Source organism: Streptococcus parasanguinis, from assembly GCF_015556095.1.
Taxonomy (GTDB): Bacteria; Bacillota; Bacilli; order Lactobacillales; family Streptococcaceae; genus Streptococcus; species Streptococcus parasanguinis_Q.
In genome coordinates this window covers 111,986-135,825 of sequence record NZ_JADNLT010000003.1, presented here as the reverse complement: position 1 = coordinate 135,825, position 23,840 = coordinate 111,986, and the positions used below count along the sequence as shown (strand labels likewise).

Sequence of the window (23,840 nt, the reverse complement as noted above, 5' to 3'; positions counted from 1 at the left end):
GTTATTGTAACACCTTATCCTTGTCCTAGCAAGAAAAGATAGCTCCTCGCTATTTCTCATTTAGTTTTCTTTAAGCTTAGATTTTGCTACAATAGGGTCATGAACTATCAATTTACCATTCCAGAATCCTTTCCCCAAATGACTGTGAAAGAGCTCCTTGAAGACTACTTCCTCATCCCCCGTAAGATCCGGCATTTTTTACGGGTCAAAAAACACGTCTTGGTGAATGGAGAGACCATCAACTGGCAGAGCCCCGTTCAAAAAGGGGATCAGATCCGGCTGATCTTTGACGCAGACGATTACCCTGAAAAAGAGCTCCCAGAAGGAGACCCCAGTCTCGTCGAAGAACTCTATCAGGATGAGCACGTCATCATCGTCAATAAGCCCGAAGGCATGAAAACCCATGCCAACGAACCGATGGAAATTGCTCTTCTCAACCATGTTTCCAGCTATGTTGGATCCACCTGTTACGTCGTGCACCGGTTAGATAAGGAAACCAGCGGAGCGATTTTATTTGCCAAGAATCCTTTTATTCTGCCTATACTCAACCGAATTTTGGAAGATAAAAAAATCCAACGCGAGTACTGGGCCTTGATCCAAGGAAATTTAGCGCAAAAGACCATCATCTACAAGGATAAAATCGGACGTGATCGCCACGATCGGCGCAAGCGCCTGGTCGATCCACGCAAGGGGCAGTACGCAGAAACCCAGGTGACGCAACTGAAAAAAATCGGGCGAAACAGCCTGGTCAAATGCCAGCTCAAGACGGGCCGTACCCATCAGATCCGGGTTCATCTCTCCCATCATGGGCACCCGATTGTCGGGGATCCTCTCTATAACCCTGAACGCGGAGAGCGACTCATGCTCCATGCCCATCGCTTGACCTTCACCAATCCATTAACGCTTGAAACCATACAAGTTGAGGCGCCTTCCAAGAGTTTTGAAGAAGGGTTGAGAAAATGAGAAAAGAACCGAAATAGTCTTCTTAAAGACTTTCCTTAAGTGAGTACGGACGTCAGCGAACTTCAAAGAAGTTCCATGACTTAGTTTTGAGCCCCTTCGCTCTTTAATTTCTAGGCTCAGGCTAAAACAGTTTCCCAAACTGTTTTACTCTCAAAACTCCCGAGTGCTTGAAATTCTAATATTTCAAGCACTTTTCTCACTGCGTAAAGTCTCCAGTCATAATCGAATAATTAAAAAGATAAAAATTATTTAAAACAATTGACAGAATCTCTCATTTTATTTTAAAAAATTTATCTGCATTCAAAAAAGAAGCCACCGGGCTTCTTTTTTATTATTGATAGCGAGGAGTTGCAAATCCACGGATATTACCATGACCGATTCGATACGTATTGCGACGGACTTGGTTGTTGGAGTTTCCTTCAATGGTATGAATAATCCCATTTGAGACGCTCTCAACAATTCCGATGTGATCCGCAAATCCATTATTTTGCTGGCTATTTTGATCCCAGTTAAAGGTGATGATGTCCCCTGCTTTTGGTGTAGTGGTCCCATCTTCATTCCAAATGCCCAAACGTTTGAAGATCTGAATGTGACGTTCGACTCCACATTCACGGCCAATCAAACCACTCAAGCCCTCACGCTGGAAGACTGTTGTGACAAAGATATCACACCAATCATCGGTCGTCTTCACTGCATAACCTACAGGAAGTGGTTTGACACTGTTGTAATCATTGACCAATTGATGGTGAGCTGCAGTTCCGCCACGAACACCAACTAAACTAGCTGCTGCCCGTAAGACACGGTCCCGTTGCCCATTCGTTACACGAGGATTAAAAGCAGTTTGAGCTACTGTCGCACGAGGATGAAGTGCTGTTTGACCAAGGTTAAAGCCTTCAACGCCACCATCGACATAGTCCACATAGACGTGAGTAGTGTAATTTCCTTTCTGGTACTGGTGATTTGCTGCAGAGACCTGCACTTCTGTATGCATTCCAGAAGGTACTGTTGAATACCAGAAGAGATTTTCCTGATGAGCTTGAGACCAGGCTGCGACACGGATGTTCTTAATCCGACGTCCCTGAGGCGCTTGATCCACCGTTACTGTATAAGTTCCAGCACCAGAATTGACATTCTTGATAGAAGCTAGCGTCTTGGTCTTGGCATTTCGGAACTCCACTTCTGTAGTCGTGGTACCAACACCTACACGAGAACCATCATTTTGAATGTAGTAAAGGTGAACATGGTACTTACCAGTAGAATTCTTGTGATCGCTTGCTTTAACAGATACCTTGTAGTCTCCGTTCGCTTGGCGAGTTGCTTCGTACCAGCGGAGATCATCCTGTCCGTCCTTATCCGACCAAGTTGGGACTTGCACAGTTCGCACACCTTTAGGATTGTAGACATCCTTAATGATGACGTCAAAGGTACCTGTATCCTTGTTGTTGTTTTGGATTAAGATTGTACCAGAACGGCGGGCTTGACGCACCTCTGTCGTGGTTTCTGTGATGTAATTCCGTTGATTAGTTTGATCTACATAATAAACATGGACATTGTACTTACCATCCTCATTTTTATGATCTGAGGCTTTGATGGTCGCACGGTAGCTGCCATCACTTTGACGCACTGCTTTATGCCAGACTAGATCATCAGGCCCGTTTGAATCTGACCATGTTGGGATCAGAACTTCTTTCAAACCAGTTGGAGCAACAACATTACGAATAACGGCATCAAATGTGCCTGTTACAGTATTGTTGTTCTCAATTGTGACAGTGCCACTTGGTTTAACTTCACGTACTTCTGTCGTTGTCTTTGTGATGTAGGCTTTTTGATTATTTTGATCTACGTAGTAGACATGAACGTTGTACTTACCGTCATCATTTTTATGATCTGAAGTTTTGATGGTAGCTCGGTAGCTGCCATCACTTTGACGGACTGCCTTATGCCAAATCAAATCGTCCTGACCATTTTTGTTAGACCAAGTAGGGACTAAGACCTCCTTCAAACCATTCGGCGCCACCACATTACGAATAACTGCATCAAAGGTAGTGGAATCATGATTGTGCTCAATCGATAGCGTCCCACTTGGTTTGAGTTGACGAACTTCTACTACTTTTTCAGTCAAATAGAATCGATTGTTGGATTCATCTATAAGATAAGCATCAGCACGATATTTCCCTGTAGAGTTCTTATGATCTGTTGCCTTAATCGTCACTCGGTAAGAACCATCGGCTTGACGAGTTGCCTTATGCCAGATAAGGTCGTCTTGACCACCAGCTAAACTCCATGAAGGAACAAGAACTTCTTTTAAACCTGTAGGAGCAACAATGTTACGAACAACTGCATCAAAAGTACCTGCTGCAGTATTGTTGTTTTCAATCGTAAGGACACCACTTGGTCGAGCATAATCAACAGCCACTACTTTTTCAGCAATGTAGTGACGATTATTCGAGTTATCAACAATATAAGCGTCTGCTCGGTAGTTTCCTTTGTTTCCTTTATGTTCGCTCGCTTTAATAGTGACACGATAGCTACCATCAGTTTGCTTAGTCGCCTTATGCCAGATAAGGTCATCTTGACCATTCTCTAAACTCCATGATGGAACTAAAACTTCTTTTAAACCGGTTGGAGCAACAATGTCACGAACAACAGCATCAAAGGTGCCCGATACTGGATTATTATTTTCAATTGAGAGAGTACCGCTCAGCCTCTTTACTTCTTCAACCGGCAAGCTGTTGTTTAATGTCTCTGTTTCACGTGCACTATCTATATTTGAAGTGTGATTAGCTACTACAGACGATGCCGGAAGAGCTGTTTCGATCTTTTCTTCAGTAACATATTCCGCAAATTGATTATTACTTGACGCAGATCTAGGATTAGGTGTTGTTACAACAGGTTTTTCTGTCTGAACTGCTTGATCAGTTTTCACCCCATCGGTTGCAATATTCTGAGCTTCTGATTCCCTTGTTGTTTTCAAAACGACAGCTGAAGTATTTTCTGAGGTTTGATCAGATGCGCCTTGTTCATCGGCCTTGACCTGTTGTGTCGAAAAAGCTAACAAAACGGCTGTCCCAGCATAAAAAATAAGATCTTTCTTTTTCATATATCTTCCCTTACATTGTTTTATACGGATTATACCCACATAGTAGTATTATAGCACAAACTGTCAGATCAAGAAACAACTTCATTAGAATATTTCATACTTAATCAGAAGAAAAAAAGAAGGCCAAATCGGCCTTCTATATGCTTATGCAAAAATTGAGAAGAAAGGTGCTCCGAGCTTGTTATCCATCGGGTCTTTACTCTTAATGGAATGAAGATAATTGATAGAGTACCAGCCGTTGTTGCCACTATTATATGGATCGCGTACATAGGTTCTTCCATTGTCATAACCATGCAAGACCAATTCATGAGTATAAGGATCGCTAGTAAATTGGCTATTGCCTACCGCAGCAAGTACATGCTTGCCAGCCATGAGGGCTTCTGCAATGCCTCCAGCTCCATTAATCAATTGGCTCTTCAAGCCCCAATTACGAGTGGCAGCTACAATCCCATCAGAATCTGTTCCTGCTTCACCTTTGTTGAATGAATCAGTATTGTTGTAGAGATAATCAGCTACTGTTGTTGGCAAAATAGTTCTGCCAAGGATATCTGTGAAGGTCATGGCAAGAGAGGTTGGCACACAACCTGACTGATCGACATTGCTCACACCGTAATATTTCCCAGCCCAACGAGGATCCCGTTGAGAATAATAGGTTGTTTGTGGGTTCACCTTTTGATTTCGTGGAGACAAGGCTGTTTGACCAAGGTTAAAGCCTTCAACACCACCATCTTTGTAGTCCACATAGACGTGTGTAGTATAGTTACCCACTTCATTACCGTGATTATTGGCAGAGACTGTGATCTCTGTGTGCATACCTGTCGGCGTTGCGGAATACCAGTAAAGATTTTCTTGATGAGCTTTGGACCAGGCAGCAACACGGATGTTCTTAATCTGACGACCTTGAGGAGCTTGATCCACAGCTACTGTATAAGTCCCGTTCGTTGCATTGACATTCTTGATAGCAGCTTGCGTCTTGGTCGTCGCATTTCGGAACTCCACGTCTGTAGTCGTGGTACCAATACCAATCCGAGAACCATCATTTTGAATGTAGTAAAGGTGAACATGGTACTTACCAGTAGAGTTCTTGTGATCGCTCGCTTTGACGGATACCTTGTAGTCCCCGTTCGCTTGGCGAGCCGCTTCATACCAGCGGAGATCATCCTGTCCTTCCTTATCAGACCAAGTTGGGACTTGCACAGTTCGCACCCCTTTAGGACTGTAGACATCCTTGATGATGACGTCAAAGTTGCCTGTGTCTTTATTGTTATTGACAACCGAAATGATTCCCGTTGGATTATCATGTTTAACGGTTACAACTGTTTCAGTAACAAAATGACGGTTGTTATCATTATCAACAATATAAAGGTCTGCACGATAGTTCCCTAGTGAGTTTTTATGATCACTTGCTTTAATCGTCACTCGATAACTACCATCAGATTGACGATTTGCCTTGTGCCATACAAGATCATCCTGTCCATTTTCTAGACTCCATGATGGAACTAAGATTTCCTTTATACCAGTCGGTGCAACCACATTACGAATAACCGCATCAAAACTACCAGTAGAAACATTATTGTTTTCGATCGTTAATGAAGCAGTTGGACGTGATTGACGAACGTCAACTACTTTTTCAGAAATATAATGACGATTATTGGAATCATCTACGATGTAAGCATCAGCACGGTAATTGCCAGTTGAATCCTTATGATCACTCGCTTTAATAGTCACACGATAAGAACCATCCGCTTGACGCGTTGCCTTGTGCCAAATGAGGTCATCTTGGCCACCAACCAAACTCCATGATGGAACTAGAACTTCTTTTAGGCCTGTCGGTGCAACAATATTACTAACAACAGCATCAAAGGTACCTGCTACTGGGTTATTGTTTTCAATCGTCAGAACTCCACTCGGTCGAACGTAATCAACCGAAACTACTTTTTCAGCAATATAATGACGATTGTTAGAGTTGTCAACGATGTAAGCATCGGCACGATAGTTTCCTTTATTGCCCTTATGCTCACTTGCCTTAATCGTTACGCGATAGCTACCATCAGTTTGCTTAGTTGCCTTGTGCCAGATAAGATCATCTTGTCCATTTTCTAGACTCCATGATGGGACTAAAACTTCTTTCACACCTAGTGGTGCTGTGATATTAGTGATCACAGCGTCGAAAGTTCCTGATTTAGCATTATTGTTTTCAATAATAAAACTTGCTTTAGGTTTTAACTGCTCAGGTGTCTTACCAATGAATACTTGAGTCGAAGTTCCGCCAACACCCGTCAATTGTCCATTGTTCTGAACATAGTAAAGATGGACATTGTAAAGACCGGTTGAGTTTTTATGGTCCGCTGCTTTTACATTAACAGTATAGGTTCCGTTTGCTTGACGGTTGGCTGTATACCAAACAAGGTCATCTTGACCACCTGTTTCTGACCAGATCGGTACAGAAACACTTCGAACTCCATTTGGTGCCTTGACATTTGAGATGACAACATCAAAGCGTCCCGCCATAGTATCGTTATTGACAATGTCAATCTTCCCACTTAAGCTGCCTTCTGTTGGATCCGCTGCAGGTTTTGCGTTCGCTGTGAAGCGACCGGTATAATCCACACTGTGGTCAAAGAGGTGTTTTCCTGGAAGCAATTCCGCTTGAGAAGTGAACTGCCAGGCGCCAGCTTTCCCATTGTAACGCAAGCTTTTCGCATCGTTTACAGACAGTTTTGGAGAAGGGTATTGCGCAACCCAGAAATTCTGAAGACCAAATTGAGCGGTGTTGACAGGACCTTTCTTGCGAAGGTTGTTTTCATCCAACCAGCTAGCACTGGTGTAGAACATCAAGTTGGTGTAGCCATTTTTACGCATTTCGTCCGCCCAGGCTTGGGTGTTGCGGTTAATGTTTGCCTGCATCTTGGCATCCTCAAAGTCATTGACCATGAGGGTGTTCTTTGGAAGATTCAAGCGTTGCGCCTCTGCAATGTAGAATCGCGCTTCTGCACGCGCTGCTTCCTCAGAAGTGTAGCGTGAAAAGTGGTAGGTCGATACTTGCAGACCCGCAGCTTGTGCATTACGAATTTGGTTCTCCGCATTCGGGTTCTTGTACCAAGTGTCTTCTGTCAATTTGACAACGACACCGCCCACACCTTTATTAGCTAGGGTACGGTAGTCTCCAATACTAATGTCTCCGTTATGGCTACTCACATCAACGAATGATTTTGGCTGAACCGCTACATCTGTTGAGCGACCAGCTGGAGCGTGAGCGCCTGTGTTAAAGAAGGTCGTGCTTCCTGTGTCAGACGGAAGAGGAGTTTCTTCTTTCTCAGTAGTCGATGCTTCTACCGCTTTCTCTACAGATGTGGTTCCACTTTCTGAAGCCGCGGCCTTGTTCACAGGTGCTACAGGCTGTTCGGTAACATTTGCTGGTGCTGCATAGTTGCTTGCGACAGGTGCTACCGACTTTTCAGCAACGACTACTTCTGGCGCTTTTTCAGCTTGGACTTGGTTGCCTTCAGTAGTAGCAGCCTCGTTTGAAACCAGCTCATCTGCACTGACTCCCTGAGCAGATACAGCCATCAAGACTGCCGCTCCGGCATAAAAAATAAGATCTTTCTTTTTCATATAAACTTCCCTTTATACAAATTTTATACTTTAATCATTTTACCACACGGTTTCAGCGATGAAAAGTTTTATAAGGCAAATTTTTAAAATTAGTGATATTTTTTTGAAAAACTAAAAAAAGAAGTCCGTCTGACTTCTTTTGATCTTATGCTAAATGCTTTAAGGCTGTCTTCAAGTAGTGACCATCTCGGATTTCCTGACCAACACGTTTGGCATTGTCCACCAAATCTTGGTAATCGGCATCTGAAAGATTGTCGATTGTCTCCTTCAAGTCATGAAGAGACTCTACTGCAATCCCACAGCCCTTCTCAAGCACAAAGTGAGACAAGGCTGACTGTTTCCACACCACCAGCGGGAAGCCCGATGCTAGATAAAGCGACGCCTTGTGAGAGTTGTTGTAGCGGAGGTATTCTCCAAAAAAGCCACTACAGGTCTCAACGCTATCTCCATCCCAGACCAGACCAAAACCGCCCTCAAGGGCTGCAGGAAGCTCATCCGGTAGGAAGGAGCCAAAGTAAGTTTCATTCTCTAAAGCTCTACTCTCATCAAAACCAACACCATAGAGATTATAGGCAGGTTCTGCAGGAAGAGCATAGAGATAACCAGCTTTTTCCTGGGCCAAATTACCTGCCACAATGATCGGCTGGTTTTTTGTTTGGCCACTCTTTTCTCGAAAATCTGGAATCAAATAGTCAAAAATACCAAGGCTGACAATCTTATCTTCTGCAACCCCTTTATCCACTAAGACAGATTTCATAACCGGGTTATGAGCAATAATTCCTGTAACACTACGGAACGTATCACTTTCAGTTAGTTTCATCCGTAACTTCATCCTAAATGGTAAGGTTTTATCATTCACAAAACGAAGTGTTTCCAAATCATGAACTAAAAAATAGACATCCGTACCCCTGTTTTTAAGTTTTTTTAGTAAATGGTTAAGAAATAAAGAATGATGTAACAAAGGAAATTGAATTATGATCTCATCATTTTTCTTCAGGTCTTTGAAAGCCCTAAAGAGAGCTCTATATTTATGAATCTGTGCCCTAAGAACATTCATTTGATACCAGTCATCCACCAAAACTTTCAAAGGAGAATAACCTAATTTATTTAAAATTGCTTCAACGTCATTACGCGCTTTATTTCCCGCATTTTTAGCATTATTGTCGTGTAAAAATTCTTCTTTTAAATAGTATTTCATCTTTTACTTCTCATTTTTCATACGCTGATTTTTTAGGATAATATTCATTTAAGATTTGCTTGAAATGAATGAGGTTCTCTTCCCTAAAATCACCATCATCATTGACACAAAGCAGTTTTTTACGCCTATCTTTAAAGATAGATTCGAGCTTATCCACTTGATTTAAACCAATTGTTTCTCCGAAATTTTTAGACATAGGATAAAACTGATTACTTTCAATTTGCCAGTGAGAACAGATGTATTGATTGACATCCACCCCATAGTCTCTAATTTGATTTCGCGATGTTCTACCCAAAGTTTCACCTTCAATGTCCCACAAACGGGACAAAGTACTCTTCTTCATCGGTACAGGCAAATGCTGATTCACATAGCCCGTCGGTCCCCAAGGCAAGAGTAACAAGTTTTTCAAAACCAAGGAACCATAACGAAAATTAAAGAATTTCCAAGGTGAAGATTTCAAAGCCTTCTTATTAGGAAAATGACGATAGATTAATTCAACATTATTGTGATAAGTATTCGTAAATGGTGACCAAGGAACTAAAGCATCATAAACTGCTAAAAGCTTAGGTTGCCCATTCTTATAAAAATCGGAAGGCTGAGTATCCTTTATCATGAACATATCATCATTGAAGTAGATAAAATGTTCTGATAAGCCCTCAATACGATGAATATTCAGCTCGATTGCTGACGAATTATAGGAAGGAAGGTAAGCTTCAGGCATAAATTCCCTATGAGTAATCAACTTAAGTTTTGGATGCTCCAAATTTAACCAGTCAGGCTTTTGCCCGTTGGTAATTAGATAAACATTATTCACCCAAGGAGCATGCTTCTCAATCATACGAAACCAAAAATGCAAGGTCCCGTAATCACGGTATCTTTGATCGCCATCAATATCCTGATTTGTAAAAGCAACTTTACCAGTAACAGCCTGTTTCTCACGGATAAACTCTGGGTCACTTCCATCTACCCAGAGAACAACGATATCAATTTTTTCTTGTTTCATTTAGTAAATTCTTTCTCAACGACTTCTAGAGCACGCTCAATGACCACGTGCATGTCGTAGTATTTGTAGTCTGCCAAACGTCCACAGAAGATAACCTTATCATTTTTGGCTGCTTCTTCTTGGTACTTGGCAAACATGGCGTTGTTCTTTTCATCATTGATTGGGTAGTAGGGTTCATCCCCACGTTTCCAGTCAGCTGGGTATTCGCGGGTGATGACTGTCTTGGGTTGTGTACCATACTCGAAGTGCTTATGCTCGATGATCCGAGTATAAGGAATCTCACGCTCTGTATAGTTGACGACCGCATTCCCTTGATGGTTTTCCTCGTCCAAGACTTCGTGTTCAAAACGCAAACTACGATACTCCAATTCACCGTGTTTGTAGTCAAAGTACTGGTCAATCATTCCTGTAAAGACAACCTTTTCAGCTGAAGCTTCTAGCTCTTCACGATTGGCAAAGAAATCAACTCCAAGTTCTACTTCTACATCACCAAGCATGTTTTCAATGATGACGTTGTATCCACCAATTGGAATCCCTTGGTAACGGTCATTAAAGTAGTTGTTATCAAAGGTCAAACGAACTGGAAGACGTTTGATGATAAATGGAGGTAGGTCTGTGGCAGAACGGCCCCATTGTTTTTCTGTATAGCCCTTGATCAACTTTTCATAGATATCTGGACCAATCAATTTGATGGCTTGTTCTTCCAAGTTTTTCGGTTCAACATCCTTCATGTCAGCCGTTTGCTCCGCAATCTTGTCCTTAACTTCTTGAGGAGTCTTAGTTCCCCACATAGCGTAGAAGGTATTCATATTGAAAGGAAGGTTGTAGAGGCTCCCCTTGTAGTTAGCCACCGGTGAGTTGATATAGTTGTTGAATTCAGCGAACTTGTTGACATAGTCCCACACTTTTTTGTTGGACGTATGGAAAATGTGGGCACCATACTTATGGACGTTGATGCCTTCAACCTCCTCGCAGTAGATATTTCCACCGATGTGATCACGCTTGTCAATCACTTTTACTTTTTTACCACGTTTTGTAGCTTCATGTGCGAAAATGGCTCCAGACAAACCAGCACCAACAATCAGATAATCGTACATAGTAGACTCCATTATTTCTTAAATATTTGTTTCAATTCTTTCACATCTACCACTCTCAGCGATAGAATTGCAATCAGATAAATGATCCCACCAAGCACCGCATACACGAGTACATTCAGAGTAGGGGTGAAATGTAGGAATGGTTTTACAAGTAGCAAGAGGCCATACATCACAGCAGATGCAAACATAATTTTTGTCATAGATCCGATAATTGGAACTTCCTTGAGGTAATAACGGGTATAGTACAGTTGAATTAGCCATACCAAGGATTCTGTTAAGACGGATACAATGGCTGCACCGATAAAACCAAAATGAGGTAAGAAGAGCACATTCAACCCGACACTGACGATAGCAGGAATCGTGGTCGACAGCATAAATTCTTTGTTCTTATCATGCGGGATGAGAATTTGAATCCCCATGATATTGGTCCATCCGATAAAGAACATACGGAAGATCATGATAGCGATGGCATAGCGAGCATCTTGGAAATCTTTTCCCAAGAAAAATTGAACAAAGTCATCGTTGACAATGAGCATACCTGCAATAATTGGGAAAATCACCAAATTATAAACCAAAAAGGACATTTGGTGCATCTTATTAACCGCCTTGTGGTCTCCAGACGACAAGAGACTTGATACACGGGGTAACATAACGCTGCCCAGTGAGGTCACCAAGGTCAATAGGATATTGACCAATTTCAAGGCTTGATCATAGATCCCCACATCCTTTGTAGAGGCAAGAGCCCCCAGCATGGTCCGATCCAAGGTGACATAGAGGGAAATGGCAATCTGCGGTAAAAAGAGCAGAATGACTGGCTTCAAATGCACCCGTGCATAGGCCATATCAAAACGGGCTTTCCCAATAAATTCACGGGCAGGTAGCCACATACTAAGCTGACCTAAGAGCTCAAAAATAGTGAGTAAGAATACATAGAGATAAATATCATTGGCAGATTTGACAAACAAGAAGATGGAGATGACTCCAACCAGTTTGACCGTGATATTTCGAACGGTAATCTTGCGAAAGTCTTCCAATCCCTGAAAGAGCCAGGAGATATCGAGTCCCTTCGAAACTAAACTGAGCCCCAAAATATAGGCCACAGGATTTTGCATGGATGGAAGCATCAAGCAAAACAAAGCATAAAGGAGGAGAGAAACAGCTGTCGCTCCCAACTGGAGGGTATAGATCCCCCAGAAATTCTTTTGGATATCTTTGCGGTGTCCTGAAATCTCTTTGGTCCCATAGTTAGCCACCCCTAAAGTCGCTAAAAGAATAAAGTAGGTGACAATGGAGTTGAAATAGCCGTAGGTTCCTAAATCTTCAGAACTAAATACCCGAGTGACATATGGGGTAGTGATAATCGGTAGGATAATCACCAGTAGCTGGTAGGAAAGATTATAGGCGTAATTTTTAAGAACTTTCATGATCATTCAATTCTATCTTTTATTTTGTATTGAGCTGGCACAAGACTAGCAAAAAGTGTAAAAATAAAAATATTATATCCTGGTCTTATCCAAAAAGCTTCTATCATACAATTAATTGTAATAAGCGATAATAAAGCTAAGAATAGAAACATACCCTGTTTATAAATTCTCTTTGATGCAAGTACATAAATCAATACCAGTAAAACAACAGGAACAACTCCGTAGTAAAATAACATTTGAATATAAGAGGAATCTACATAGTTATAACTGTATACCGATTCTGTTGTGCCACCATATCCTATAAACTTAACCCCGGTTGCTCCAAACAAATGTAAGCCATAGGTCTCTATTGCATTCTTCCCTAAAAATAACCTCATACTGAATAAGTTGTTCAAATTCACAAATAATGAAGAAGACCAGGTAAAGAAATACGATAAGTAAAACATTAAGAAAGAAAATATAGCTGCAAAATAAGGTAGGATCCCATAAATTTTAAATTTTCTTTCTTTAGTAACATACATGACAATAAAAATGACAGTTGCTACAAGTACAGAAAGGGCATTTAACCTAGCATCACAAAATTTGATGATAAAAAATGCTAAACTAATGCCTACCAAGGTTCGTAGTATAATGAACCGTTTCCGTAGTACATATCCCCAAGCAATAAATAAATAAAAACAGTGAGACGCAAAGTCAGTTGGATAAATGAAACCAAAGGAATTTCTAATCACAAAGCCAGACGAACGGACCTGAGCAAATTGTAAATTAGGAATAACTCCCAGAATTGAAAGTAAGAAAACTCCGAACACTATCGTTCCTGACACAATAACGTATGTTTTTAAGATAACATCAATATCTGCATCATATAATAACAAAATCAACAATGAATAAAGTAGGAAATTAGTCCCACCCGTATGCATGAATACGATAGAACTTGTTAGTAGTAATAAAATAGCGGTTAAGATATAAAAGAACGTGAATTTTTTTATATACAAAAATCTAAAACATAATAATAATGAAAAACTGATTAATAAAATAACCGGAAGGTTTGGGATTATTCTGTTTAACATTGTTGTCATAAGAGTATCGTACCCAACAATGAGAGTCAATACTAGAATAACCAAAAGGTTCTCAAACTTAATTTTTAACATAATACCTTTTTACTCTTAATAAAATAGCTACACCTATTTAAAAGCAATTTTACGTAAAATTGGATTCATTTTCATTTTTTCAATAAAGATGACTGTCCGAAATTTTTTTTTGGCGAGAAGATCAATACTCAATCTTCTAAGAAAAGAAGAAATATCTCGCTGTCTTAATAAGGTCTTATAAGACCCTATCATTTGATTCCTATTTCCTGAAAAAATATTATCAAAAGCTTTATTAGTAATTATAGATTGCAGTAATTCTATCTTTTCTCTCCTTCTCGCATTTAAATTAGAAATTTGAAAGGCTGCACTTACAATGATTTTTGTCTTAATTTCTTGAATTAATGTGGCATCTTCTATTTGGAACTTCTCAAGTAATTTTTGCAATGCTTGAAGTTCATCTAATTGTATTTCGATTCTTCTAGGATGAAAACTGGTCAATGCTGAACCGCTTCTACCAGCAATATAATTATAAAGAGTCGATTCAATAAAAAGGATGTTATCTAAATATCGATAAACTTGAAAATTGAATGAAGTATCCTCTCCTATTGGTTTACTAGGAAACTTAATATCGTGTTTTAAAATAAATGACTTGTTATAGATTCTTGACCAAACATTATACATCATATCAGTTTTGAATAACTCTATAAATTCATTTCTAAATTCATTCTTTCCAAGAAGACCACAATGCGTATACACATGAGGGCGACAAGACAAAATAGTGTCCTTATTTTCTTTAATTTCATTGTAGCCAAAACAAAGAACATCCCATTTATCATTGAGGTTAGGAAAAATTTTTTCAAAGAAATCCTCAGATACAAAGTCGTCTGGATCCATAAAAAATAAATAATTACCCCTTGATAAAGAAATACCTAGGTTCCTGGCTTCTGATACTCCGTTATTTTCAATATGCCTAACACAAACATTAGAAAAATTATTTTGGTACTCATCGCAAATCGCACCACTATTATCACTTGAACCGTCATCAATTAACACAATTTCATAATTGATTGATGACGATTGCTTAAGTATGGAATCTAGGGCTCTTTTTAAATAACCTTCAACATTAAATACTGGAACAATAATACTCAAATCTATATTATTCATTACTCTTCATCCTTAATTTATGACGAATAAATTCTAGTGTCCATTTTTCTTTTTTTAATTTCTTTAACATTGTTGATTTAATATATTCCCAATAGAATTTATTTCTTGTCACCTCTACTAGCTCTTGCTTAGAAATTTTCTCTCCAATAACTAATTGATTTGGTATAACATAAAATGAATCGACTAATTTAAACTCAGGACATTTAATCATCCTCTTTTGGAAATGTGCATACAGAGGACGTTTAACCACTATATCACCATCGATTAAATTTATCGATTCCAAACCATTTTCCTCTGACCAAAAATAATAGCGTTTCGGTTCATTTTCGCCATATTCCCGAAATGAGAAATGACTAATATCAATATCATCAAATAACTTATCTTGCAGTTGTTTGAACTGACATTTTTCAAAAAGCTTTTGGATACCTTCTGCCTCATCAAAAATAAAATTTTGTTCACTCGTATAGACATTGTGATAATCTAATCGATAGTTTAAACCTTGACCAGACATAAAAACACGATTAACTTCACTTGAATTCTTAAAAATTTGCAGATGACCTAAAAGACCATATCTAGCATAGTCATTCTCAAAAAAGCTATGCTCTTCAAAAAATTGATAAATATCACCTAGTAAGACATCTGTGTCACAAAAACCCCAGTAATCATAACCCTTTAACTCTTCTTCAAAGATAAGCCCATAAGCAACTTTATAGTCACATAATTTATAAGGTGTTTTAAGAGAGATTTTAAAATCAAACTTAGACTGAACTCTCTCTCTTAACTCATCAAAAGAAAGAGTTACAAATTCTATATTTTTTGCATTTAAAATTTCAAATTGGTCAATCTTTTGATCCGTATAAATTAAGAAATCAATTTTTTGATTACGTTTAGCGGTCAACAAAAAATATGGGAAAAATTTTGGAAGTCTTCCGAAATATGGAATAATAAGTCTTATTCTTTTCATTTAGTTAGATCCTCTCCACCCTTATTCAGCCAAGTGACAGCATCAAAATAGCGGTGGTACGTTTTCAGATCAATGCCAACGTGTCCTTGCTTTTCAGCTGATTTAAAATGAACTAATGAAGGCAAGTCGCTATAATTCTTTGAAGAGAAAATTACTTTTCCTTTGTATGGGAGTTCCTCAAACTCTTTCATCAATTCATAAGTACAAGCATCATTGTCATTGAACTTGAAATACAAATTATCCCAATGCATTCTCTTCAAACGGCGGTTCCATTTCTGAGAAGCTTCTTTTTCATCTGCATAATGCAAAAAATGAAGTTCAATATCATCAAGAAGTGCTAGAGGATAGGAATTATCAAAGTCTTTGATATATTTTGATTCCTTTACAAATTTTAAGGGGACATTTCCACTCAAATAGTGTTTTAAATTCTTGAGCATCTTGATATAATCAGGCGAAAAGACAAACATCCCTACAAATGGTGTTTGATAAGGCAAGCCCAACTCCTGATATACTTTTCCAGACCAACAATTATCACAAATGATCGTAAAATTTTTATTCTTGAGTCTTCGTCTAGGAATAAAGTTAATAATTGGATAAATGATTGGTTTTAATTTATTCTTAATTTTTTCAGTATTCATTTTAATATTTCTTATACAACTCCGAAAAATTCCGAATATAACTTTGTAATGAGAAGAGTTCTTTTTGACGTTGGACAGAGGCCTTACCAAATTGTTCTCTCTTCTCAGTATTCTCTGCTAATTCTTGGATAGCCTTAGACAATCCTGTTGGCTCATTTGGCGTGGCAAGAAGGCCGTTATCACCTTCCTTGACCATTTCACAGACACCACCATGACGGTAGCCGACTACAGGTTTACCACAAGCCATAGCTTCTAGTACGACTGTTGGTAGTGGATCTGGATTGGTACTTGGCAAGACAAAGATATCAAACATATTATAGAGCTCTGTTGTCTTACTATAATAATCGATACGCTTGATTTGTTCAGCTACTGGTGATTCTGAAATAGCTTTTTCCAAGTCACCCACGCGCCACTCTTCCCCCTCAAATGCACTACCTGCTAAAAAGGCTACTGCTTTTGAATTGGCCTGTAAGATTGGCGTCACAGCTTCTAGGAAGTCGCCTTGCCCTTTCCAGGCATTCACACGACCAACCATACCGATAACCAAAGCATCCTGCGAAATTCCAAACTGATCACGAACCGCACTAGCATCCATCACCTGATAAACAGCATTGTCAACACCATTATAGATGACTTGAACTTGGTCATCTTTTACAAAACGAGACTGCTTGACGTGATTAGCAACAGCATTTGAAACTGTCACAATCGTATCCGCATAGCGCCCCATCAAAAAGTTGATAAAATCTGAAATGGCTTTTGGCTTGACGATAATCTCATGCACATGCCAAATCAAAGGTAATTTCAACTTCCGTTTGAGGTAAATTCCTTCAAGAACCGCTGTGGTGTTGTTGTGAATGAGGGTAATGCCATTCTCCTTATCATACTGCGCAATTTGTTTGGAGTAACGGTTATAGGAGCCAAAGTACTCAAGAATCCCTTTTGGATTAAAATATTTACGGCGCAAGATTGGGTAATCAATAACTTTAACCTTTGCACCGATCTCTTCTAAAGCACCCACTAAGACACCGTCGTTGGGTAAAATAACGTGTGCTTCAAAAGCATCTTTATCCAATCCTTTAATAAGCTCTAACAAAACCTTGTCAGCACCATACATTTCGGCACCAGCATGAAGATATAATATTTTCTGCATTTCTAACCTTTAAATACTTTCTCGTAGTCTGTGACAATCTTTTCCCAAGTAAAAGCTTCTGCAATCCGTTGACTTGATTTTTGATTGAGATCTTCGATTGCTTGAACGTCTAATTGCTCAGCTTGATCGATGACATGTGCCAATTGATCTTTCTTCCAATAGAGCGCCCCATCTTCACCGACTTCACGGTTAAAACCAACATCCAACAATAGATTAAGCTTAGTAGACTCTAGTGCCTCAAGAAGTGACGGATTGGTACCACCTACCTCATGACCATGGAAGTATGCAAAGGCATTCTCACGAATGTATTTGAGCAACTCTTGATCATAGACCGTCCCGACAAACTTCACTCGAGGATCTTGATCAAATCCTGTATCCTTACGCAACTGTTCATAGAACTTGTTTTGTTCTACATTGGTAATCAGGACAAAATCTTTTTGTGAATTGGACTGCATAAAGCCACGAATCATAGCTTCATAGTTGTTTTCCGGCACAAAGCGACCTACGACAAGATAGTAGTTTCCTTCAGCAACTTGCTTATTCGCAAACCAAGTCCGTACTTTCTCGTCTTCTTTACTCAGAATAGACTTGCTTGTATCGGTTCCATAAGCAATATAGGTCGTCTGTGGTTGATACTTAGCGTAATCCTTCTGAATATAGGCTTCGATATTCTTGCTATCACAGATCAAAAGATCAGCGTGTTTGACCATGAGTTGTTCAGAAAACTTCCAGTATTTACGAACCGGAAGACTCCACTTGGCCCGAAGCCACTCATGACCATCTGGGTTAACCATCAGAGTTCCTCCGATAGCCTTGATTTTCTTTTTAATCCTTGAAATAAAGGGACCAATCCGACAAGCCAAGACATAAAAGATTGGTGCTTGATCTTTGTTTTCTTTTGCGATCTCAATCGCCTTATTGAGGGCTGCGATATCATAAGCAATGGCACGCGCAGGACCAATATTAGGGACATCAATGTTGTAACAGATTGCGCCGTTATGCTCGAAAGTATCTGCAGTAATCCCTGATTTGGCTGAATTCTCCCGCATACAAGCTACATAATACTGGATATTTTTGTCTTGTTGGAATTCGGTTAACTTCTCAACAAAGGTCTCAAAACCACCATATTTTGCTGGAATCCCTTTAGAACCAACGATATAAATTGATTGTGTCATTTTTCTCCTAACATGGAAAGGACGAAGTAGGTATTTTCCTACTTCGCTCCTTCTTTTCTAAGTACAACCTTCACGGTCTTGAGCAGGATCTGAATATCTCTCCAGATCGTCCAACCATCCATATACGCAACGTCGAGTTTGACCACTTCGTCAAAATCTGTAATCTCACTGCGTCCGCTCACTTGCCAAAGGCCTGTAATCCCTGGCTTGAAACTGAGTCGGCGTTTTTGGGCTGGCGTATAGTCTTGGTATTCGTCTACCGTTGGAGGACGAGTTCCGACTAGACTCATATCACCGATCAACACATTGTAAAATTGTGGCAATTCATCCAGACTGGTCTTACGGATAAAGCGTCCGATTGGTGTTACCCGCGGATCATTTTCCATCTTGAACATGCCACCCGTCATGGTGTTTTGCGCCATCAGATCTTTTTTAATCTCTTCGGCATCCACGCGCATGGAGCGGAATTTATAGAAGTTAAAATACCGTCCGTTCTTTCCAACCCGCTTCTGTACAAAGAAGGCAGGGCCGCCATCTTTACGGATTAGAGGGACCAAAACAATACTTACCAGTCCACAAATCAAGAGTCCAAAGAGGGCTCCTGCAATGTCCAGGAGACGTTTGGCAAATACGTGACTTGGTTTATAGAAATTGGTTGAGAAAGTGACGACACTTAGTCCCCCGACTTCTCGAACCCGTTTATTGCCCAAAGAAGCGAAGTTAAAGGCATTGAGATTGACCGATACATCGATCCCCATACTCTCAAACTCCGAGACGAAGTCACTAATATTGTGGTCCTCACTTGGCAGATTGATAAACACTTCATCCACCACTTCCTTGGTCACAAAGTTCATCATTTGATCCGGCTGCACCACCCGTACACCCGAATGGGTAAAATCCGTATCATCCATGACAGTGACACCGATCAATTCCCCATGATAGAGGCTGGGCGAATGCAGAATATCAAATACCTTTTCCATCCGACTGGTCGCTGTGATCAAGAAAATCTTTCGCGAACTTTTCCGCCGTGGCGAAACAGACTTCCGGTATCTCTTGAGCAAGAGATCCATGATATAGACGGAAAACGTATTGAAAAGAAAGAAGTAAATCATCCCCCGACGAGAGATGGAAAAGACCCCATCGAGCATAAAAGAGGTAAAGGTGATCCCAACAGCGAAAAATACATTGTATTTCAAGACCTGAAAGAGCTCATCCAGGTAACCCCTGCTATAAAAGCGATAAGCAATATTGCTAATGTAAAAGGATACAAAATGCAAGAGATAGAGAATGGCAATTGTCTGCGACGTGTATTCTGCATCCTTAAAAAGACTCACAATGTAAGCTGAAAATAGGACAGCTAAACTTTGAAAGAGAACAATATTTAGTTTTTCCAGTTCAATTCTTTCTTCTCCCATTTTCCCTCAATCCTATTCTTTACTTTTTCCCATACTCTCCGTAAGATCCATATCCACCATATGAACCATACTCAGCAGCTTTAATGTTAAATTTATTGAGCACTACTCCCAAGAAAGGTGTGCCTGTTTGTTCTAATTGGTCCTTGGCTTTTTGGACAGCCTTGCGTCCATTGGCACCAGATTCTGTGATCAAGACAGTTCCATCACAGCGTTGGGCGATAATAGCCGCATCGATCACGACCCCGATTGGAGGCGTGTCGACAATGATGTAGTCAAAATGCTCACGCAGGGCATCCATCATCACAGTGAAGTTCTTGCTTTGCAAGAGACCTGTTGGGTTTGGTGCTACCTGTCCAGACTCGATGATATCCAAGTTTGGAAAATCAGTCGCATACAAGATTTGGTCCAATTGGCTACGGCCAGATAAGAAGTCGGTCAAGCCTTGGATCTTAGTACGGCTACGGAAAATCCCTGTCATGACAGAGTTCCGGATGTCACAGTCTACCAAAAGGGTCTTGTAACCCGCACGCGCAAAGGCAACGGCCAAGTTGGTTGAAGTGGTTGATTTCCCTTCATTTTCTTGAACAGATGAGATAGCGATGACTTTTAAGTCCACCCCACTCAATTGGATATTCGTCGCCAGGGCATTAAAGTACTCTTCTGCCTTCCGAACTTCTTGCAATTTGTTTTTTGAAATTTCTAACGTATTCATGCGATCCCCAGTCTACAGTTTCTTAATATCTGGCACAATACCAAGTAAGGTTAAGCCCATCAACTCTTCGATATCTTCTGGTCTCTTGACACGATCGTCCAAGACTTCTACTACGACCATGAGAACCACCATCAAACCAGCTCCAGCAATAAAACCAAGAAGGACATTGCGTCGGATATTTGGTGAAGAAGGTGTTTGAGGCACTTCTGCTTCATCCAAGGTCGTAACATCTGACACCTTGGTCACAGAAATAATCTTTTCAGCTGCTACATTCCGAAGGCCATTGGCAATACGAGCCGCTTCTTTTGGATCTCCGTCCTTAGCTGTGATCGAAAGGATACGAGTATCTGTCGGAACAGACACACTGATCTTTTTGGACAACTCAGCTGGTGTCATATCAAGTTTCAATTCTTCGATGGCTTGCGTCAAAACATTTTGAGAAAGAATGATCTCACGGTAGTCCTTAACCAAGTAAGAACCCGCCTGCAAATCAGAGTTTGTCAAGGCATTGTTGTCTTGGTTTTGACGACTGACCACGTAGATCCGGCTAGTACTTTGGTATTCTTTCTTGGCTAAAAAGGCACTGTAGCCAAACGCTGCAATGGCAAAGACAAGAGCGACCAAAACGATCGAAAACTTGCGTTTCCATAGGGTCTTCAGCATAGCGAAAACATCAATTTCCACTGCTTGATTTTCTTGATTGTTCATTTCCTAATTACTCCTTCATGTGGATCTCTCCACCTGTTTCCTGGTTAGATTAATTCATCCGCTAACAAGAGTTCTTGATTGCTGACAAAGAGAGCTTGTGCTCGTTGTTCTCCGTATTCTTCCTTGATCAAACGATAGGCTTCTGCCATATAAGGCGGTCGTTTATCCACATTGTGCATATCACTGGCCACAAAGTGCACCAAGTCTTTTTCTAAGAAGTAGCGAGCTCGTTTTTTCAGTTGTTTTTGCTCATCCCCAAATAGGCGAGGCTTGAGAACGCTGGAACTATTGATCTGCATGTAGCAGCCCATGTCAATCATCTCTTGCACGCGCTCCTCATTTTTCTCCAAGCACTTGTAGCGCTCGATATGGGCCACCACCGGTGTCACACCTAGATGGAGCAAACGGTCCAAGGCCGTATGGATCTCCTTATAAGGTGTTCCCATGCTGAATTCAATCAGCGCAAAGCGCGTATCTGCCAAACGTGGGATGATCTTTTCTTCCAGTTTTTTCAAGACATCATTCGTAAAGTAGATCTCTGCCCCGTAATGAATCGTTAAATCTGGCGCGACCTCTGCCGCAATTTTTTTCACTTCTTGAAAATTTTCTGCAATTTTTTCTTCTGGAGTTTCAAACATCCCCTTGCGACGATGAGAAGTGGAGATAATGGTCCGTACCCCTTGGCGATAGCTTTCTTCCAATAAGGCACGTGTATCTTCTCTTGTCTTTGGTCCATCATCCACATCAAAGACGATGTGCGAGTGGATATCAATCATTTTTCTTTTCCTTCCATTACTTTTTGAATGGTTTCCTTAGCCTTGGTCAAGCTGGCTTGATCCAACTCCATGACATAGAGGTTGTAACCAGGCATAGCATAAGACGGCAAGTCATTTCGTCCTTGACCGGTAATCGCTTGAGAAGTCACCTCATAAGAACCACCCGTTTCTAACTGGGTATTGATCAAGTTCATCATGGTTGGCAACTGCATATTGGTTTGGACAGAATCTTGGAGGTTTCCGATAATCTCATTGTAGTTGCTCAAGACCTTGGTAGAAGTCAACTTTTTGATAATGGCCGCAATGACTTTTTCTTGGTTTTTCCCACGATCATTGTCGCCACCTTGGAGAGAGTAACGTTCTCGGACAAAACCGAGGGCTTGCTCTGAATTCAAATGAACCTTTCCAACCGGGAAATGGAACTTGCCATGAAGGCTCGTGAATTCTTGGTCATTTTCCACATCGATCCCCCCTAGAAGGTCAATCAACTTGAGGAAGGAGGTGAAATTGAGACGAACGTAGTAGTTGAGCTTGATATCGTAGAGATTCTCAAGGGTATGGATCGAAGCATCCACTCCGTAGATCCCCGCGTGGGTCAACTTATCATTTTGGTTGTTACCGCCATCTGCAATCGGTACATAGGCATCCCGTGGTGTCGTTGTCAATAGGACTTGCTTGGTCTTCCGATTGACCGTCATGATGATATTGACATCTGAACGAGAAACCGAGGTTACCGGACCATAGGTATCGATCCCGCTGACATAGATGTTAAAAACATCCGCATTGGCAGACACCTTGCTCGTCGCTGCCACTTCTTTTCGGATCTTGTAGGAATAGATTTTCTTCAACTTCTTCGCATAGTCCGCATCTTCTGCGGCAATGGTATCCTCAAAGGTACTGTTCAATACCATGGCAGTAGCGTTACCCTCTTGCAGGCTCTTATAAGCATCTAAATAAGTCGGTGCATCCACTACAGAAATTTCCTGACCCTTGGTCTTTTTGATGTTGTCCAAGAGGGCAGTGAGATTGGCTTCGTTATTGTTGCCCTTTGGTGCTACCACTTCCTTGATTTCTTTGATATCTTTGATGTCACTGTCTTTCTTGACATAGACAGCCATCTCAAACTCTGTATAGTTAGAGTGGCCATTGACATTACTGGTCAGATTCAGCAGCTGTTGACTAGCAAACAAAACTCCTGAACTAGCCAATAAGCCGACAAGAAGGAGGACCAAAGTTGTCTTTTTGGCCTGATTTTTGATCACAAACCAAGCTGATAAGAGCAAGAGAAGAGCTAGTAGTGCCATCACGAGAATATTGACATAGCGAAAAGCCAAGATGTTATTGGCCAACATGGTATAGGTCGCCCAACTTGCAGTCATAAGCAAAAAAATAAGCAATACGGAATTAATGATTCGCAATTGCCCCCACTTATGCTCTGAACGACGACTCCGTCTCCTTTGTGACATAAATACCTCCAATTAGTCCTAATCATATTTATTGTAACATATTTTTAGCAAAAAATGCATTCATTATCACTTTTTTGTCCATTATGGACATTTGTAAAGTAAGCGTTTTCTGAAATAAGCAAAATCCCTTGTATACTTATGCAGAGAATCCAAAAAAACCGGGTGAAAAACCCGGTTTTTG

The 23,840-nt window shown here is 40.5% G+C and carries 18 protein-coding genes; 1 reads left to right on the top strand and 17 read right to left on the bottom strand.

The features are described from left to right. Positions 1–99: 99 nt before the first annotated feature. Positions 100–963, top strand: a complete 864-nt coding sequence (locus I2E70_RS04825; RefSeq protein WP_195423722.1) for an RluA family pseudouridine synthase — start codon at positions 100–102, stop codon at positions 961–963. Positions 964–1,294: 331 nt separating this feature from the next. Here the strand turns inward: I2E70_RS04825 and I2E70_RS04820 are convergent, their stop codons facing one another. From I2E70_RS04820 to I2E70_RS04740, 17 genes are all read right to left on the bottom strand, one after another. Continuing rightward, positions 1,295–4,063 carry a GBS Bsp-like repeat-containing protein gene (locus I2E70_RS04820; protein WP_195423719.1) on the bottom strand — a complete coding sequence of 923 codons (2,769 nt, stop codon included), beginning with the start codon at positions 4,061–4,063 and terminating at the stop codon, positions 1,295–1,297. A gap of 144 nt (positions 4,064–4,207) precedes the next feature. Beyond that, positions 4,208–7,678: a GBS Bsp-like repeat-containing protein gene (locus tag I2E70_RS04815; RefSeq protein ID WP_070587761.1), complete on the bottom strand. Its 3,471-nt coding sequence runs from the start codon at positions 7,676–7,678 to the stop codon at positions 4,208–4,210. 145 nt (positions 7,679–7,823) lie between these two features. Continuing rightward, positions 7,824–8,876: a sugar transferase gene (locus tag I2E70_RS04810; RefSeq protein ID WP_195423716.1), complete on the bottom strand. Its 1,053-nt coding sequence runs from the start codon at positions 8,874–8,876 to the stop codon at positions 7,824–7,826. Between the two features lie 10 nt (positions 8,877–8,886). Beyond that, entirely contained in the window at positions 8,887–9,879 is a 993-nt protein-coding gene (locus tag I2E70_RS04805) for a stealth family protein (RefSeq protein WP_195423713.1), read from the bottom strand. Beyond that, the gene (gene glf, locus I2E70_RS04800; RefSeq protein WP_195423710.1) at positions 9,876–10,976 is read right to left on the bottom strand and encodes a UDP-galactopyranose mutase; all 1,101 of its coding nucleotides are present in this window, start codon (positions 10,974–10,976) and stop codon (positions 9,876–9,878) included. The genes I2E70_RS04805 and glf overlap by 4 nt, the downstream gene beginning before the upstream one ends. Before the next feature lie 11 nt (positions 10,977–10,987). Next, positions 10,988–12,400, bottom strand: a complete 1,413-nt coding sequence (locus I2E70_RS04795; protein ID WP_195423801.1) for a flippase — start codon at positions 12,398–12,400, stop codon at positions 10,988–10,990. Positions 12,401–12,402: 2 nt separating this feature from the next. After that, positions 12,403–13,551 carry a polysaccharide polymerase gene (locus I2E70_RS04790; RefSeq protein ID WP_070506036.1) on the bottom strand — a complete coding sequence of 383 codons (1,149 nt, stop codon included), beginning with the start codon at positions 13,549–13,551 and terminating at the stop codon, positions 12,403–12,405. Positions 13,552–13,584: 33 nt separating this feature from the next. Beyond that, positions 13,585–14,655, bottom strand: coding sequence for a glycosyltransferase family 2 protein (locus I2E70_RS04785; protein ID WP_195423707.1), 1,071 nt, complete (start codon positions 14,653–14,655; stop codon positions 13,585–13,587). After that, positions 14,648–15,619, bottom strand: a complete 972-nt coding sequence (locus tag I2E70_RS04780; RefSeq protein ID WP_070587749.1) for a DUF6625 family protein — start codon at positions 15,617–15,619, stop codon at positions 14,648–14,650. Before I2E70_RS04780 ends, I2E70_RS04785 begins: the two co-directional genes overlap by 8 nt. Then, the gene (locus tag I2E70_RS04775; RefSeq protein ID WP_195423704.1) at positions 15,616–16,257 is read right to left on the bottom strand and encodes a DUF1919 domain-containing protein; all 642 of its coding nucleotides are present in this window, start codon (positions 16,255–16,257) and stop codon (positions 15,616–15,618) included. The genes I2E70_RS04780 and I2E70_RS04775 overlap by 4 nt, the downstream gene beginning before the upstream one ends. Before the next feature lies 1 nt (position 16,258). Further along, positions 16,259–17,407 (bottom strand): glycosyltransferase family 4 protein, encoded by a 1,149-nt coding sequence (locus tag I2E70_RS04770; protein WP_195423701.1) that lies wholly within the window; start codon positions 17,405–17,407, stop codon positions 16,259–16,261. Between the two features lie 2 nt (positions 17,408–17,409). Then, positions 17,410–18,582, bottom strand: coding sequence for a beta 1-4 rhamnosyltransferase Cps2T (gene cps2T / locus I2E70_RS04765; RefSeq protein WP_195423698.1), 1,173 nt, complete (start codon positions 18,580–18,582; stop codon positions 17,410–17,412). Positions 18,583–18,620: 38 nt separating this feature from the next. Continuing rightward, a complete protein-coding gene (locus tag I2E70_RS04760) occupies positions 18,621–19,997 on the bottom strand; it encodes a sugar transferase (protein WP_195423695.1) in 1,377 nt (458 codons plus the stop codon). 19 nt (positions 19,998–20,016) lie between these two features. Continuing rightward, positions 20,017–20,709, bottom strand: coding sequence for a tyrosine-protein kinase (locus I2E70_RS04755; RefSeq protein ID WP_070506022.1), 693 nt, complete (start codon positions 20,707–20,709; stop codon positions 20,017–20,019). A 12-nt stretch (positions 20,710–20,721) separates the two neighbouring features. Beyond that, a complete protein-coding gene (locus I2E70_RS04750; RefSeq protein WP_070589793.1) occupies positions 20,722–21,417 on the bottom strand; it encodes a Wzz/FepE/Etk N-terminal domain-containing protein in 696 nt (231 codons plus the stop codon). Between the two features lie 44 nt (positions 21,418–21,461). Continuing rightward, complete coding sequence (gene cps4B / locus I2E70_RS04745; RefSeq protein ID WP_195423692.1) at positions 21,462–22,193, bottom strand: capsular polysaccharide biosynthesis protein Cps4B; 732 nt, start codon at positions 22,191–22,193, stop codon at positions 21,462–21,464. Further along, positions 22,190–23,659 (bottom strand): LCP family protein, encoded by a 1,470-nt coding sequence (locus I2E70_RS04740; protein ID WP_129299496.1) that lies wholly within the window; start codon positions 23,657–23,659, stop codon positions 22,190–22,192. Before I2E70_RS04740 ends, cps4B begins: the two co-directional genes overlap by 4 nt. Positions 23,660–23,840 lie beyond the last annotated feature (181 nt).